General features: G+C 40.7%; 17 protein-coding genes. 3 read left to right on the forward strand and 14 right to left on the reverse strand.

Annotated elements, in window-relative coordinates; translation table 11 throughout:
• Nucleotides 1–476: 476 nt before the first annotated feature.
• The 9 genes from E7480_05875 to E7480_05915 all read right to left on the reverse strand — a co-directional run bounded on the left by E7480_05875 (nt 477) and on the right by E7480_05915 (nt 7,261).
• On the reverse strand, nt 477–686 hold the full coding sequence (locus tag E7480_05875) for a helix-turn-helix transcriptional regulator (GenBank protein ID MBE6904118.1): 210 nt from the start codon (nt 684–686) through the stop codon (nt 477–479).
• Nucleotides 670–1,335: a helix-turn-helix transcriptional regulator gene (locus E7480_05880; protein ID MBE6904119.1), complete on the reverse strand. Its 666-nt coding sequence runs from the start codon at nt 1,333–1,335 to the stop codon at nt 670–672. The genes E7480_05875 and E7480_05880 overlap by 17 nt, the downstream gene beginning before the upstream one ends.
• Nucleotides 1,335–2,186 (reverse strand): hypothetical protein, encoded by an 852-nt coding sequence (locus E7480_05885; protein MBE6904120.1) that lies wholly within the window; start codon nt 2,184–2,186, stop codon nt 1,335–1,337. Before E7480_05885 ends, E7480_05880 begins: the two co-directional genes overlap by 1 nt.
• Before the next feature lie 590 nt (nt 2,187–2,776).
• On the reverse strand, nt 2,777–4,408 hold the full coding sequence (groL, locus tag E7480_05890) for a chaperonin GroEL (protein ID MBE6904121.1): 1,632 nt from the start codon (nt 4,406–4,408) through the stop codon (nt 2,777–2,779).
• A 60-nt stretch (nt 4,409–4,468) separates the two neighbouring features.
• On the reverse strand, nt 4,469–4,753 hold the full coding sequence (locus E7480_05895; protein MBE6904122.1) for a co-chaperone GroES: 285 nt from the start codon (nt 4,751–4,753) through the stop codon (nt 4,469–4,471).
• Between the two features lie 155 nt (nt 4,754–4,908).
• A complete protein-coding gene (locus tag E7480_05900; GenBank protein MBE6904123.1) occupies nt 4,909–5,148 on the reverse strand; it encodes a KH domain-containing protein in 240 nt (79 codons plus the stop codon).
• 98 nt (nt 5,149–5,246) lie between these two features.
• Nucleotides 5,247–5,492, reverse strand: coding sequence for a 30S ribosomal protein S16 (gene rpsP / locus E7480_05905; GenBank protein ID MBE6904124.1), 246 nt, complete (start codon nt 5,490–5,492; stop codon nt 5,247–5,249).
• A gap of 63 nt (nt 5,493–5,555) precedes the next feature.
• Complete coding sequence (locus E7480_05910) at nt 5,556–6,884, reverse strand: signal recognition particle protein (GenBank protein MBE6904125.1); 1,329 nt, start codon at nt 6,882–6,884, stop codon at nt 5,556–5,558.
• Between the two features lie 11 nt (nt 6,885–6,895).
• The gene (locus E7480_05915; GenBank protein ID MBE6904126.1) at nt 6,896–7,261 is read right to left on the reverse strand and encodes a DNA-binding protein; all 366 of its coding nucleotides are present in this window, start codon (nt 7,259–7,261) and stop codon (nt 6,896–6,898) included.
• A 133-nt stretch (nt 7,262–7,394) separates the two neighbouring features.
• On the opposite strand from E7480_05915, the gene E7480_05920 reads away from it, so the two are divergent.
• The 3 genes from E7480_05920 to E7480_05930 are packed head-to-tail and all read left to right on the forward strand — an operon-like array spanning nt 7,395 to nt 10,492.
• Nucleotides 7,395–8,807, forward strand: coding sequence for a spore germination protein (locus tag E7480_05920; protein ID MBE6904127.1), 1,413 nt, complete (start codon nt 7,395–7,397; stop codon nt 8,805–8,807).
• 1 nt (nt 8,808) lies between these two features.
• The gene (locus E7480_05925) at nt 8,809–9,429 is read left to right on the forward strand and encodes a hypothetical protein (GenBank protein MBE6904128.1); all 621 of its coding nucleotides are present in this window, start codon (nt 8,809–8,811) and stop codon (nt 9,427–9,429) included.
• Nucleotides 9,425–10,492 carry a hypothetical protein gene (locus E7480_05930; GenBank protein MBE6904129.1) on the forward strand — a complete coding sequence of 356 codons (1,068 nt, stop codon included), beginning with the start codon at nt 9,425–9,427 and terminating at the stop codon, nt 10,490–10,492. Before E7480_05925 ends, E7480_05930 begins: the two co-directional genes overlap by 5 nt.
• 68 nt (nt 10,493–10,560) lie before the next feature.
• On the opposite strand, the gene E7480_05935 is transcribed toward E7480_05930, so the two are convergent.
• From E7480_05935 to aspS, 5 genes are read right to left on the reverse strand one after another with little or no spacing between them, the layout of a single operon-like run.
• Nucleotides 10,561–11,133 carry a Fic family protein gene (locus tag E7480_05935; GenBank protein ID MBE6904130.1) on the reverse strand — a complete coding sequence of 191 codons (573 nt, stop codon included), beginning with the start codon at nt 11,131–11,133 and terminating at the stop codon, nt 10,561–10,563.
• Nucleotides 11,130–12,554 (reverse strand): Asp-tRNA(Asn)/Glu-tRNA(Gln) amidotransferase subunit GatB, encoded by a 1,425-nt coding sequence (gene gatB / locus E7480_05940; GenBank protein ID MBE6904131.1) that lies wholly within the window; start codon nt 12,552–12,554, stop codon nt 11,130–11,132. Before gatB ends, E7480_05935 begins: the two co-directional genes overlap by 4 nt.
• Complete coding sequence (locus E7480_05945; protein ID MBE6904132.1) at nt 12,554–13,729, reverse strand: hypothetical protein; 1,176 nt, start codon at nt 13,727–13,729, stop codon at nt 12,554–12,556. Before E7480_05945 ends, gatB begins: the two co-directional genes overlap by 1 nt.
• A gap of 10 nt (nt 13,730–13,739) precedes the next feature.
• The gene (gene gatC / locus E7480_05950) at nt 13,740–14,021 is read right to left on the reverse strand and encodes an Asp-tRNA(Asn)/Glu-tRNA(Gln) amidotransferase subunit GatC (protein MBE6904133.1); all 282 of its coding nucleotides are present in this window, start codon (nt 14,019–14,021) and stop codon (nt 13,740–13,742) included.
• A gap of 11 nt (nt 14,022–14,032) precedes the next feature.
• Nucleotides 14,033–15,763: an aspartate--tRNA ligase gene (gene aspS / locus E7480_05955; protein ID MBE6904134.1), complete on the reverse strand. Its 1,731-nt coding sequence runs from the start codon at nt 15,761–15,763 to the stop codon at nt 14,033–14,035.
• Between the last annotated feature and the right edge of the window lie 224 nt (nt 15,764–15,987).

A 15,987-nucleotide genomic window follows, 5' to 3' on the forward strand; every position in this document is an offset into this window, starting at 1 on the left:
TAAATTGCGGCAGTATAAATTTCTTTTAATAACAAATACTAACATCACGATACCGCAAGGAGACCCCTTGCGAGTGAATAGTTAATAGTTGCGGTGTCGGCAAAGCCGACGAATATAAAATGTGCCGCAGGCACACCTTAATTATTCAATATTCATCATTCATTTTTCATTATTCATTAAATTAAGTAAAGAGGAGTTCATTATATTATGAAGGCTACTGGAATAGTAAGACGTATAGAGGAATGCGTTATAATAGGGCAAACCGCCTAAAACCCGCATAAACACTAGGATTTTCGCTGGTTTGCCCCACCCGACGCATTGGTGTCAAAACAGGGTTTTTCGGCGATTTTAGAAAGGAGTATAATACATTCAAATATGCGTCAGAAATACATACTCTGTTGCAGTCAAAACTAAATATTCAAACTGTCACAGAAAAAGCCGAATGAGCGTTAAAACTCATTCGGCTTTTGTCATACCTATTTGTCGCCACGCAGTATCCACTCGGCATCGTAGCCGAACTCCATTGCAATGACCTTTGCGAGCATTGGAGAAAGTGTGGTGATTTTATTACTCTCACCCGTCAGTGTATAAACATAGTTTTCGGAAACTCCAACCCGTTTTGCAAACTCACGCTTGGAGATCTTCTGTTCGTCAATAATTTGATTTAACCTATTTGCCAGTGACATTGTTTGCCTCCTCAAACGTAGCTTGTACGGATTTAATATGCTTATGTATTTCAAGCAGTTCCTTACGGGAGGATACACCCAATTTCCCGTAAAGGTTTCGATTGTGATATTTCAAGGTGGTTTCCTTAATGCTCATATTCGCCATAATCTCCTTGGTGGTAACTCTGGCAATATACGCATCATAGATTTTCCGCTCTGTCGGTGTCAGCGTTTTCAGTCCCATCATAAAGACCTCAATGCGCTCAGGGAAGGCGGCTTCGTCCTCCACCGGCTTTTCAAGCATCACATCCGGTGTGGATGATTCGGCATCGAAAAAGCCTTGTACCGACTCGACCTGCTTGACGATTTTCTTCATACGCTGGTATTCGTTCATAACAAGGTGGATGCCGAGCAAGAACAGTTCACTGATGATATAGGAAATAGACAGCATTTCAAATTCAATGCTCGTCATCTGCTCGATGAACCAAACGCCGATATTTACAAATACCGCAATTGCAAGGATAACAGCGCGTGCTGTGGTATCGATGGTCTTCTTGACCTGCGCACGGATAATGACCGTAACCATAGCGGCGAAATAGCTGAGCAGATAAACAAGGTATAAAGGATGCAACGGCCCATAAACCTTCACAAGCGTAGATACACCGTTCACTACCGCAAAGGAAACTTCTTTGTAAATGGTGTCCTGAATCGTATATAGGATTTAGAACATTTTTCTTCATCTAAATAAATAAGGCCTTTTTCATGTTGCTTTTTGCACCAGTCTTTAAAAAACTCAGAAACGTTTTGTAATCTATCAGGACGGTTTTCAAAAATTAAATCTAATGCTTCCTTATGTTCCGCATATATTTGCTGACATAATTCAATAATTTCGTTGTTTTCCATTGTTTCTCTCCTTAAAGTGTTTAAATAAGAACGTATAAAATTCACAGTTTCAGAATCATATATTGCTTTTTCAAGTTCTGTTTCTATAATACGAATAATAGTTTCGTATTTTATACATCCCCACGCAGAGTTGCTGTCTTGTAAAGGAGCTAATCCCTCTGGTGTAAGATATAAATATATTTTTGTGAATTCGGGATATTTATCCTCAATAACATTATAGTATTTGTCTAATTGTCCGTCGTGGTCCTGGGAATCAACTTTATTTTCAATACACAAAATATATTTTTCTTTTTGAGATTCAATTAAAATATCTATATTTTGCCATTCCCTATATACCACAATATCGGAATACTTCATTGTGAGCAATTTAAAGGCAACATCATCCGTAACAAGACCATCTTTGGCAATATACGAATTCAATCGTGCTATAAATGCTTTGCCAAATCCATGATTTTCGTTTGGATTTAAAAGCCATGCCAAAACATTACTATGTCTAATTTCTGTTCTTGCAATTTTCAATACATCAAAAATGTTAAAAGAAGATTTTTCAAGAGGAGATAGGCACTCAATATTTAGCAGAAAATCTTTCAATTTCTTAGCAATATTATCGTTAGTCATTTCTTTTTTCCTTTCAGCTTTTCATTAATTATACCATAATCTTTTTTATTGGACAAGTATATTATAAATAAAGTGTTGTACCTTATTTGGTGCATAAAAATCCCTCTGCCGATTTTTGGCAGAGGGATAAGTTTGCTTTATAAATCTAATTACTTAGATTCTTTGATAGCAGCCTGTGGTGCAATATATCGAGCGATGAGAACAAATTTTAAAACTGTCCTTAAGCGTCCGACCCTTACCCGCCCGCAATTTTAATGCGTAGGCGGGTCAGGTTCTTATTGTGAAAACAACAAGGTTCTGGGGTACCCGCCCGCAATTTTAATGCGTAGGCGGGTCAGGTTCTTATTGTGAAAACAACAAGGTTCTGGGGTACCCGCCCGCAATTTTAATGCGTAGGCGGGTCAGGTTCTTATTGTGAAAACAACAAGGTTCTGGGGTACCCGCCCGCAATTTTAATGCGTAGGCGGGTCAGGTTCTTATTCTTTAAAAAGATAAAATCCTCTAATCTCGCCTAAAAGAAGAAAGAATAAATAAGAAATAAGAAAGAAAAAATGTGGCGCGCTTCGTAATGAAGTGCGCCACATAGGCTATTAATACATTCCGCCCATTCCGCCGCCCATAGCTGCGGGATTTGCAGGTTCTTTTTCTTTGATGTCTGCAACGAGGGATTCTGTTGTAAGCACCATAGAAGCAACCGATGCCGCGTTCTGTAAAGCTGAACGGGTTACTTTTGCAGGGTCAACGATACCTGCTTTAACCATATCAACGTATTCTTCGTTGTATGCATCGAAGCCGAAGTTTGCTTCCTTTGCATTTAAAATTCTGTCAAGGATAACAGAGCCGTCTGTTCCTGCGTTAGCAGCAATCTGACGAACAGGCTCTTCAAGAGCTTTCAGAATAATCTTAGCGCCTGTTTTTTCGTCGCCCTCAAGAGTGTCTACCAAAGCGGCAACTGCTTTAGAAGCATTTACAAATGCTGTACCGCCGCCTGCTACGATACCCTCTTCAACAGCAGCCTTAGTTGCTGAAAGAGCATCCTCTACTCTTAATTTCTTTTCTTTCATTTCTGTTTCGGTTGCTGCGCCAACCTTAATAACAGCTACGCCGCCGGAAAGCTTTGCAAGTCTTTCCTGAAGCTTTTCCTTGTCAAACTCACTTGTAGTTGTTTCAATAGCTGTACGGATAGCAGAAACTCTTGCTTTAATTTCGTCTTGCGCGCCTGCGCCGTCAACAATAATTGTGTTTTCCTTCTGAACAACAACCTGTCTTGCTCTACCGAGCTGATTAAGAGTTGTTTCCTTAAGGTCAAGACCGAGCTCCTCGGAGATAACCTCACCGCCTGTAAGAATAGCGATGTCACGGAGCATTTCCTTACGTCTGTCACCAAAGCCGGGAGCTTTAACAGCTACACAGGTAAATGTTCCTCTGAGTCTGTTTACAATAAGGGTTGAAAGTGCTTCGCCCTCAACATCCTCAGCGATAATAACAAGCTTTTTGCCTGCCTGTACGATTTGCTCAAGCAAGGGAAGAATTTCCTGAATGTTGGAAATCTTCTTATCTGTAATAAGGATAAAAGCATCGTCGATTACTGCTTCCATTTTATCTGTATCAGTAACCATATAAGGAGTTATATAGCCTCTGTCAAACTGCATACCCTCAACAACCTCGGTGTATGTTTCAGCGGTTTTTGACTCCTCAATTGTGATAACGCCGTCAGCAGAAACCTTTTCCATAGCCTCTGCAATAAGCTTACCAACATATTCATCAGCAGCGGAAACAGTTGCAACTCTTGCAATATCGTCGCTTCCGTTTACCTTCTGAGAATTTTCTTTAATTGCTGCTACTGCACTGTCAACAGCCTTCTGGATACCCTTTTTGATAATCATAGGATTTGCGCCTGCAGCGATGTTTTTCATACCCTCACGGATAATTGCCTGTGCAAGAACAGTTGCTGATGTTGTACCGTCACCTGCGGCGTCGTTTGTTTTTGTAGCAACCTCTTTTACAAGCTGTGCGCCCATATTTTCAAAAGCGTCCTCAAGCTCGATTTCCTTTGCGATTGTAACACCGTCATTGGTGATAAGGGGAGCGCCGAATTTCTTATCTAAAACAACATTTCTTCCCTTGGGGCCCAATGTGATTTTAACTGTGTTTGCCAATTTGTCAACTCCGGCTTGAAGAGCCTTACGTGCTTCCTCGCCGTAAATAATGTTCTTTGCCATAATTAGTCACCTTTCTTTATATACTGTTAGTTAAATAGCTTGGAAATTATACTTATTGTATTAGTCAACAATAGCGAGAATATCGCTTTGTCTTACTATTATATATTCAGTATCTCCGAATTTAACCTCTGTTCCGCTGTATTTGCTTGTTATTACTTTATCGCCTACTTTAAGGCTCATAACAACTTCCTTACCGTCAACGTTTCCGCCGGGGCCTACTGCAACAACCTCTGCCACCTGGGGCTTTTCCTTTGCTGCACCTGTTAAAATAATTCCGCTTTTGGTTGTTTCCTCAGCTTCTACCATTTTAATAACTACTCTGTCACCTAAAGGTTTGATGTTCATATTAGAACCTCCTGATTTTGTATGATTATTTTTGCGGTTAGCACTCGTAACGTTTGAGTGCTAATGATATATATATAATAATATTAAGCGGTAATTTGTGCAATAGTAAAACTACACAAATTACCGCTTTAACTTTTCCACGGTATTAACAAAACTCACAGCGCATCTACTATTTCGACATTAACCTTCAAATTTTCCTTTACTGCTGCGGCTTTGATAACGGTACGGATTGCCTTTGCAATTCTTCCCTGCTTACCTATTACCTTGCCCATATCGTTGGGAGCAACGGAAAGCTTAAGGGTAAGAACACCGTCTTCGGTACCTGCGTCGACAACCTTAACCTCATCGGGATTTTCTACAAGAGATTTGGCTAAAAATGTAAGCAATTCCTGCATAATAAGCCCCTTTTCTCCGACGGATAAAAATCATTGGCACACGGGACAACAGCTGTTTATCCGTCGGGAAAACAGCTGTGCCTTTTAATTTCAGAAAATTAGTCGATTATTCCGCTTCTCTTCATAAGTGCCTTAACGGTATCTGTAGGCTGTGCTCCGTTCTTCATCCACTGAGCTGCCTTGTCTGCATCAATATTGATTGCTGAAGGCTCTCTGGTAGGATCATATGTGCCTATTTCCTCGATAAATCTTCCATCACGGGGATATCTGGAATCTGCAACAACTACACGGTAAAACGGTGCTTTTTTTGCGCCCATTCTCTTTAAACGAATTTTTACTGCCATTGTTATTTCACCTCCGAATAAAAATCTATATAATACAACCGTTTGCCATTGGCATACAGTCAATTACCGAAATTTGTTCATAAGAGCTTTTCTGCCCTTTTTGCCGTTCATCTGCTTTATCATCTGACGCATTTGTTCAAATGATTTCATAAGCTTGTTGACATCTTCAACTCTTGTGCCGCTTCCCGCCGCAATTCTTTTTCTGCGTGAGGCATTGAGAAGCTCGGGCTTTTGCCTTTCCTTTTTGGTCATAGAAAGAATTATTGCTTCTGTACGGTCAAACATAGAACTGTCAACCTGAGTTTCGGCAAGCGCCTTTTTATCAACTCCCGGAACCATTTCCAGAAGCTTATCCAAAGGACCCATTTTCTTTATCTGACGAAGCTGCTCAAGAAAATCCTCTAAGTCGAATTTGTTTTCTCTCAGCTTTTTCTCAAGAGCTGCCGCCTTTTTCTCGTCAATAGACTGCTCCGCTTTTTCGATAAGGGACAAAACGTCACCCATACCTAAAATTCTTGAAGCCATTCTGTCGGGATAAAAAGGCTCAATATCTGAAAGCTTTTCGCCTACGCCGCAAAATTTGATAGGCTTTCCCGTAACGTACAAAACGGAGAGAGCCGCACCGCCTCTTGTATCACCGTCAAGCTTTGTTAAGATAACGCCGTCAATTTCAAGGGCATTATTAAAGCTTTCCGCAACGTTTACAGCATCCTGACCTGTCATAGCGTCAACAGTCAAGAGAATTTCATTTACATTGACAGCTTCCTTGATATCTTTAAGCTCGTCCATAAGAACTGTATCAATATGAAGTCTGCCGGCGGTATCTATAATAACAATATCGTTGCCGTAATCCTTAGCGTGTGCTATTGCTTTTTTAGCAATATCAACTGCACTTGTTCCTTCAGGCATTGTAAAGACGGGAACATCAACCTGACTGCCCACAACCTGTAACTGCTTTATTGCCGCAGGACGATATATATCGCAGGCAACAAGCAACGGCCTTTTGGACATCTTCTTATAATAGCCCGCAAGCTTTGCACAATGGGTTGTTTTACCTGCGCCCTGCAGACCTACAAGCATAATAACTGTGGGCGGCTTTGAGGAAAAACGCACCATTTGATTTTCGCTGCCCATAAGAGCAACCAATTCATCATTTACTATTTTAACGATTTGCTGAGCAGGAGTAAGGCTTTGCAAAACCTCTTCTCCCATAGCTTTCTCGGTAACCTTAGCTATAAAGGCTTTAACCACTTTAAAAGAAACATCGGCTGAAAGCAGAGCAAGCTTTATTTCACGCATACCCTCTTTTATGTCCGCCTCGGTAAGCTTACCTTTGCCTCTGAGCTTTTTAAAAGCGGCTGATAGCTTGTCGGACAAGCTGTCAAATCCCATAAAAGTTCACCCTATCTCAAAATTTCTTTTGCTAAAGCTGTTATCTTGTCGGCACGTACGGAAATATCCGGAACGCAGGAACGCTTGAGATTTATATCGCTTATCTCCCCTGTAAGACGGAGAATTTCATCGGCATTTTTCTTTTGCTGTTCAAATCTTGCCGCAAGTCCTAATTTAGCTTCCATATTGTAAAGCATTTGTTCTCCTCTTTTTATGGAATCACGAACGCCCTGACGACTGATAAAAAGATGCTCGGCAATTTCCGAAAGCGACATATCCTCATCGTAATAATATTCGATTGCCTGACGCTGTTTGTCAGTAAGAAGCTCACCGTAAAAATCAAGTAATATTGAAAGCCTTAAATCCTTTTCGTACATTACCTCGCCCCCTTTCTCTGTAAAGCTTTTAACTTTACATACATTATAGTCGATAAAGCCCTTTTTGTCAAGTAAAATTTACCTTACTTTTGAATTTTTCAGCTTTTTAAATAAATAATAAAGGTAATATCTGATGATGAAGAGGAATAATATGCAACTTACGTGTTCTTTAGCTGAAAATTTAAAGCAATTAAAAGAAATTTTTAAAGACGATGACACCTTCAGAATAAGAGAAATAACTGCAAAAAGCGGTGTAAAATGCGCCGTAATTTATATAGACGGAATGGTAAGCAATCAGATTGTTGACCAGTTTCTCATAGGACAGGCGCTCAATTCCTTAAAGGAAAGAAGCATTAGCTTTGAGGATTTTAAAAGCAAGGTTTTAGCTTCCAATGAAGCTTACGAGGAAACCGACATAATAAAGCTTTGTGAAAAAATTCTTTACGGTGATACTGTCTTTTTGGTTGACGGCTACTGTGTGGGAATGTGGCTGTCCACGAAGGGCTTTATGCTTCGTTCTCCCTCTGAGCCCGAAAACGAAGCTATGCTTTTTGGCTCTCACGAGGGCTTTATAGAGAGCGTGCTTATGAATACGGCGATGATACGCCGCCGTATACAGAGCAAGGATTTAAAATTTAAGTTTATGAGCCTTGGCACTATAACTCAGACAAAGCTTTGTATCTGTTTTTTGAGAGGCAAAGCTGACGAAACGCTTTTGAAAAAAATAGAGGATAAATTAAGCACTATAAAAACAGACGGTTTTTTTGACTCCAATTTTTTAAAGGAACAGCTATGCGCCAAAAAGAAAACGCCCTTTGATTTGATAGGCTCTACAGAAAGGCCTGACACCGCTGCGGCAAAAATACTCGAAGGAAAATTTATAATTATTGTTGACGGCTGTCCCGTTGCGCTGACACTGCCATTTTTATTTTTTGATAATTTCAGACTTGCCGACGATTATAACTTCAATTTTTATTTTACCACCTTTTCAAGAAATCTGAGAGTTCTCTCCTTTGTTTTTACCGTTACCTTTCCCGCCTTTTATCTTTCCCTTGTTGCTTTTCACAGAGAGATGATACCGACTCCGCTGTTATTAAGCATTTCTCAATCCCGTTCGGGTGTGCCTTTTCCAACTCTTTTAGAGGCTATAGGGCTTCTTTTGATTTTTGAACTTTTAAGAGAGGCAGGACAAAGAATACCCTCGGGAGTAGGACAGGCTTTGTCGGTTGTTGGCGCTATTGTCATAGGTCAGTCGGCAGTAAGCGCAAAGCTCATTTCTGCGCCTCTTGTTATAATCGTTGCTTTTACGGGGCTTACAGGTCTTATGACACCACGTCTTAAAGGTATAATTATTGTTTCACGCTTTGCCTTTTTGATTTTATCGGCTTTTTTCGGGCTTTACGGGCTTATAGTAGGCGTTTGCATAGCCGTAATTCATATTGCGGCGCAAAGCTCCTTCGGAGTTTCCTATTTGCTTTACAGCTCACCGCTCAACAAAAAGAGCTTTCGTGATAATCTTTTAAGGCTTCCCAAAAGGAGAAATTAAAATGAAAATTAAAATATTTTTACTCTTTTTTCTGCCTGCTCTTTGTCTTTGCGGCTGTTACGATTACAGCGAAGCCGAAACCTTAAGCATAATCTCCTGTGCTGCGGTAGATTATAATGGCTATCAAGTGGAGCTTTTCGTGTTTGCTTCGGATTTTGCCGACTCCAACGAAAATGACAATGAGAAAATTTCAATGTCTTCTGTGGGCGAAAATATGGAAACGGCAGTCAAAAATATGGAAAATGAGTACGGCACGCATCTTTATTGGAGCCATTGTGATGCTATAGTTATAGGAAAAGAGCTTGCTGAGATAGGCATTTATCCCGTGCTTGATTTTATTTTAAATACACCCGATGCAAGAATAACAACAAATTTACTTGTTGCCAAAAAAGCAAGAGAAGCTTTAGAAGCCAAGGACGATTTCGGTAAATCTATTATAAAGGTAATAAATTTCAATAAAAAGCTTAATTCCTGCCCAAGCTATACTGTCTATAAAAAAAGCGCTTTAAAGGAAGAATATCTTTTGCCGATGCTCTTTTTGTCAGACAAGGGCGCAGGCTTTGAAATACACCGTTGCGCAAAGTTTTTATCAGACCGTTTTCAAGAGGTGAGCCGCTATTAACAGTAACGAAATATCTCAAAAGCAAATAGTATTTATAACTATTTTCTTCCTGTTGGGCAACAGTCTCTCCAAGGGCTATAACTATTATATGGGAGCTTCTTCATATTTCCTGAATTTGATATGTATTCCCATAGCTCTTTTATTTGCCGCCGTTCTCTTTAAAATTTTAAAGACCTTTCCTCAAAAAAATATATTTCAGATTTTTGACATCTGCTTAGGCAAGCGCCTTTCTCAGATAATAACCCTTGTTTTTACGGTCATTTCCGTATTTCTTGCTTCGGAAAGTCTTTTTAACGGCGCAGGCTTTGTTAAAGCCTCAATGCTTCCCAAATCGCCCTTTTGGTTTATTGTTTTACTGTCGGCTGTTTTTTGCGCCTATGTATCCTGTCATAAAAACAGCATAGTGGGGCGCTTTGCGGTAACAAGCGTGCCTGTTTTACTGCTGCTTATTTTTATCTCGCTTTTATTGGCAACTAAAAGCTACGATTTCTCAAATTTAAAAATTTCGGGAATAAGCCTTGAAAATGCTTCAATGGGAGTTTTTCACGGCGTTTGTTCACCCTACGGAGAGCTTTTCTTTTTGTCGGTGCTTTTTTCCAGATACGACGGCTCACACAAAGGCTTTAAGGCGTGCTTTTTGGGAATAGCGGCGGCAGGAATTATTTTATCGCTCATATATTTGCGCAATCTCTTGCTTTTGTCCGAATATGTGCTGACACGCACTCCCTTTTCCTCAAACCTTGCTATGTCAGTAACAAATGCAGGGGAATATCTTCGACGTTTCGAGGTCATTCTTTCCTCGGCATATGTAGTGCTTGACCTTTTTAAAGCCTCCTGCTTTGTGCTTTTTGCCTTGAGAGGCATCTCTCATCTTTTTGAAAACAAAAGACCTTCCCGCTATTTTTTGCCAATTTCAGCAGCCACCTATTTGCTCACTGTTTTAATGAGCATTTTCCAAAAGGAATTTTCAGACTTTTTTGCCCTCAAAAGCCTTTTCCTTTCACCTCTTGTTTTAATTTTCCCGATTGTGTTGCTACTACTTTCAAAAAGGAAAAAGAGTTGAATTGCTTTTTGATATAAATTAAGCCCGAATATGCAAGCTGATTTTTCTTGTATATTCGGGCGTTTTAATCATTTCTTTATATATCTTTGATTTCTGCTTTGCACTTTGTCGGGAATTGTCATTTGTATAAGGTTAAGTTCCAAAGCCGGATGGATATAGTGTCGTCTTATGGTTTCTTTTGATTTAAGACCTAATAGCTCCATAAGTGATGTTAATGTGTATGGCATATCATATTCCATCACATCAAGAAGCCTTTTCACATACTCTGAAACATTTTCTGCGGATGTTGAAAGCTGTTCTGTAATTTCATCGAGTATTTTATCAATCTGCTCCAAAATAAACAGAATAAATGTATTTGAGCTTCCTTCTGTATGGCATCTTGCGATAGCCTCATAATATTCATCCTGAAATTTTTCAATCTGACTTTCTATCGGTATATATTCAAATATCGAATTCCATTTGGTCAAAAAGGCACTGTGCCACAATCGAGCCATTCTTCCGTTGCCATCCGAAAAAGGATGTATAAACATAAATTCATAGTGAAACACAGCAGACATAATAAGAGGGTGAACTTTTTCCTTGTTGCAAGAAAAGAAGGCTGTAAAATGTTTTACAGCCTTCTTAAAGGGGATAAAATTTATTGTAGCTTCTTTTCTAAAAGCTCTTTGATTATTGCAGGGTCGCCTGTGCCCTTAAGCTCACGCATACAAGCTCCGAAGATAGACATAAACGCTTTTGTTTTTCCGTTTTTGTAATCGTTTACTGCCTGTTTGTTTTCCTTGATTGCCTTATCAACAACTGCTTCTATAAGGCCTTGGTCTGTCTGCGCATCCAGGTTATTTTCCTTGCAGAAGGCTTCGGGGTCTACATCCTTTTCGATAACAGCGGTAAGCACCTTCTTGCCAGCTGCTCTTGTAATCTTGCCGTTTTGCACCATTGTAATCACCCCGGCAAGCTTTTCGGGGGCAATTTTAAGCTGTCCAAGTACCTGTCCGTTTTTACGCAAAATTCCCGCGCAATCTGTAAGAAGCCAGGTAACAGTATCCTTTGCGTTACAGCCTAAAGCTACAACCTTATCAAGAATATCGCAGAGAACACGCTCCGAGGTCATAATCTCAATATCCTTTTCGGATATGCCGAAGCCCTTGTATTCCTCCGCCTTTTCCTGTGCAGATACAGGCATATTCTTTTTAATTTCTTCAAGCCACTCGTCATCAATAATAATAGGCATAAGGTTGGGGTCGGGGAAATAACGGTAATCCGCCTCTGTTTCCTTGTTACGCATAGGGAAGGTTCTACCCTTTGTATCGTCCCAACGTCTTGTTTCCTGAACTAAAACCTCAGTTCCTCTTTCAAGAGCGTCAATATGTCTTGCCGTTTCAAACTTAATAGCTCTTTCAATGGAGCTTAAGGAGCTCATATTCTTTATTTCGGCACGCACGCCAAGCTCAGTTGCGCCCTCAGGTCTTACAGAAATGTTGACGTCGCAACGCATAGCGCCCTCTTCACATTCGGAAATATTTCCGAAGCGGAACATCTCCTTTATCTTTTCAAGATATGCCACAACCTCGTCTGCACTGTGAAAATCGGGCTGTGTAACAATCTCGATAAGAGGCACACTGGTTCTGTTAAAGTCAACAAGAGTTGTGTCTGCCCAGTCGTCGTGAACTAATTTGCCCGCATCCTCTTCCATATGGATTTGCTTAATTCTTATTTTGCTTGTGCCCTCTTTAGTGGTAACCTCAACAAGACCGTTTGTGCAAATGGGGTGGAAAAGCTGAGTTATCTGATAGGCACAGGGAAGGTCGGGATAATAGTAGTTCTTTTTGTCAAAGGTGCTGTAGCGGTTGATTTCGCAATTCAGCATAAGACCTGCTGTAGCGGCAAGCTCAACAACTCTCTTATTCATTACAGGGAGCATACCCGGCATACCCGAGCAAGCGGGACATACACAGTCATTGGGCTCTATTGCTTCGGAATGGCCGCCGCAGGCGCAGAAAATTTTAGAATTTGTCTGCAGCTCAACGTGGGTTTCAAGACCGATAGTAACCTCGTATTTCATTAACAGCACACCCCTTCCGTTGCTTTGGCAAGGCTTAAGAGCATACTCTCATCAAAATAGTTGCCCATAAGCTGAACCTTATTGCTTACAAGAGCAGGCATTCCCGTAATACTGGGAATAGCTGTATATACACTCTCTTCAAAAACCTTTACAAAAGCGTCCTTTATGTCATATGGCTTGTACTCTGCCTTTGAGATGGCAGGTAAAAGCACTGCATCGTAGCCTTTGAAAATTTCCTTCATTTTTTCAACAACTATACGGCGAATACGCAAGGATTTGTCATAACACTCTGTGTATCTGCCCTTGGAAAGAGCCTCGGAGCCGTAAATAATAGTTGCTTTGGTAAGGAAATTGAAGCCCTCAGTACGTGTATTTACATAAAGCTCGTCAATATTTGAATAGTTGGGAGTACGGTAGCCGAATTTAACGCCGTCATAACGGGATAAATTGTTACAGGTTTCAGCGCACATCAAAATCTGCCAAGCAGAATTTGCAAGCTTTGCAATATCGCTTGAAATCTCCTCAACAATTACGCCTTTTTTAATAAGGGCATTTTTATAATTTTCAATATAGCTTTTGGTAGCCTCGTCAACGTTTTCCAAAAGCTCTTTTATAATGCACACCTTTGCGCCTTTGATTTCTAAGTCGGTATCATAATCATAGCTTTTATTTTTAAGGCTTGTGCCGTCCTTCTCATCGTGGCCTGCGATAACGGTGAGAATTTCTTTAATATCGGAAATACTTCCTGCCATAACGCCGATTTGCTCAGCAGATGAGGCGCAGGGAATTACTCCGTAACGGGATACTGTTGAATAAGTAGGCTTAATGAACTTTACGCCCGAAAGAGCTGCCGCACGGCGAGGAGAGCCGTTAAGGTCAACGCAAAGTGCCGCTTTAACCTTTTTGTCGGCAACAAGCTCTGCCGCTGCGCCTTTAAGAGTGTCATTTTCAAAATAAGAAAATTCACCCACTAAATCAAGACCGAATTCACCCACGTTTGTTTTGCCCGAAATTGTATAGCCCTTTTTTTCAAGACGCTCTACTGCTGTTGCGCTGAAAAGAGGAGTAAAATTTTCAAGCATACGACTTCCTGCAGTTGCCGGTGTACCTTTTACAAGGATTGTATCGTCAACAGCAATATTTCCCTTTTCGTTTATCTGTGAAATATAATTCATATACAATCCCTCACTTTACAAGCTTAGGTACAACCCAGCTGTCCTCTGAGCGTTCAGCGCCGCAGTTGAGCAAATCTTCTCTGTCAAAGTCCTGCTTGCGAACATCCTCTCTGAGAACATTCTCCATAGGCATAACGTGTACCATAATATCTGTATTTTCTGTGTCGATAGTGTTTAAAAGCTTTTCGCTCTCTTCCATTTCAGAAAAAATGGAAACCATAGCCTGCTTTTCTTCTTCGGAAAAGGCAAGCTCGTTGAGCTGCTCCAAGCCTTTGAGCTGTTCTAAAGTCATAAGAAACTCTCCTATTCTCTAATAGAAATATTAGCTTCAAGAAGCTGTTGCTCTGTAACCTCGCTGGGCGCACCCAAGAGTAAATCCTGTGCGTTTCCGTTAAGAGGGAATGCTATAACGTCACGGATTGTTTCCTCGTCTGCAAGAAGCATAATCATTCTGTCAATTCCCGGTGCCATACCTGCGTGAGGAGGAGCTCCGTACTGGAATGCTGTATAGAGAGCAGAAAATCTCTTTTCAAGCTCTTCCTGTGTATAGCCTGCTATTTCAAAGGCTTTTTTCATAATTTCGTTACTGTGGTTTCTTACAGCGCCCGATGCAAGCTCAATTCCGTTACATACAAGGTCATACTGATATGCAAGAATTTCTGTGGGCTCTTTTGTTTCAAGCGCTTCCATTCCCCCCTGTGGCATAGAGAAGGGGTTGTGGGTAAAGATGATTTTTCCTGTGCTTTCGTCCAATTCGTACATGGGGAAATCTACAACGAAGCAGAATTTAAATGCGTTTTTGTCGATAATATCAAGATTTTCGCCAAGCCAGGTGCGTATCTGACCTGCATAACGGTCAACAACCTTTTTGCCGTCGCAGATAAAGAAGAGTGTTTCGCCCTCTTTGATGCCCGAAATTTCAACTATTTCCTTCTTTTGCTCGTCAGACAGGAATTTTTCAATAGGTCCTTTGAATACGCCGTCATTAAGAGTAATATATCCAAGACCCTTCATTCCTATACTTTGCGCAAATTTAAGGGAATGCTCAAAGAAGCTTCTTGACTGACCTGCACAGTTTGCAACGATACCTCTGACAGGCTTTCTCTTGAAGAGCGGGAAATCAACCTTGCTGAAAAATTCAGTTAAATCGCAGATTTCCAAGGGGTTACGAAGGTCGGGCTTGTCAGAGCCGTATTTTAACATTGCATCTGCATAGGTAATTCTTCTGAAGGGAGCCTCTGATATCTTTTTATCGGAAAAGGCTTTGAAGGTATCGTAAATAACGCCCTCGCAAACCTTTAATACATCCTCCTGAGTAGCAAAAGCCATCTCGAAGTCAAGCTGATAGAACTCACCGGGAGATCTGTCCTGACGGGCATCCTCGTCTCTGAAGCAGGGAGCTATCTGATAGTATCTGTCAAAGCCGGATACCATAAGAAGCTGTTTAAACTGCTGAGGTGCCTGGGGAAGAGCGTAGAATTTGCCCTTGTGCTTTCTTGAGGGTACAAGGAAGTCACGGGCGCCCTCGGGGGAAGATGCTGTAAGAATAGGAGTCTGGATATCAAGGAAGTTTTGTCCTTCCATATATCTTCTCATATGGCCTATAACCTTTGAGCGCAATACGATATTCTTATGAATTGCAGGATTTCTCAAATCAAGATATCTGTACTTAAGACGTACATCCTCTCTTGTTCCCGTTGACTCGTTTATGTCAAAGGGAAGCATATGATGGCTCTTGCCCAGCACCTCAAGAGTGTCGGCAATAAGCTCCACTGTTCCTGTTTCGATTTTAGCATTTACTGTTTCGGGGTCTCTCTTTTCAACCTTACCCGAAACAGAAATAACTGTTTCACGGTTTACGTCCTTTAAAAGAGACTCGTCGTTGATAACCACCTGAGTAATACCGGTATGGTCACGAAGGTCAACAAAGACAACTCCGCCGTGGTCACGGATTTTGTCAACCCAGCCGGCAAGCTGAACTGTCTGCCCTATATTTTCCTCTCTGATGTCGTTACAAAATAGTGTTCTATACATAAAATCTCCTCCTGAAAAATTTTACAAAATTAGTTTGTACGAAAATCGCGAAGCGGTTTTCAACCACAACTTTTCACTTTTCACTTTTACTTTTTACCTGTTTTTGCAAAGCAAAAAACACGTCCCGAGAATAATACAAATTATTCTCGGGACGAGTAAATAAATTAACCCGCGGTGCCACCCGTTTTGATGCAAAACGCATCCGCTTTTTATTAAATTTTAAA

The organism is Oscillospiraceae bacterium, from assembly GCA_015067255.1.
Lineage (GTDB): Bacteria > Bacillota > Clostridia > Oscillospirales > SIG519 > SIG519.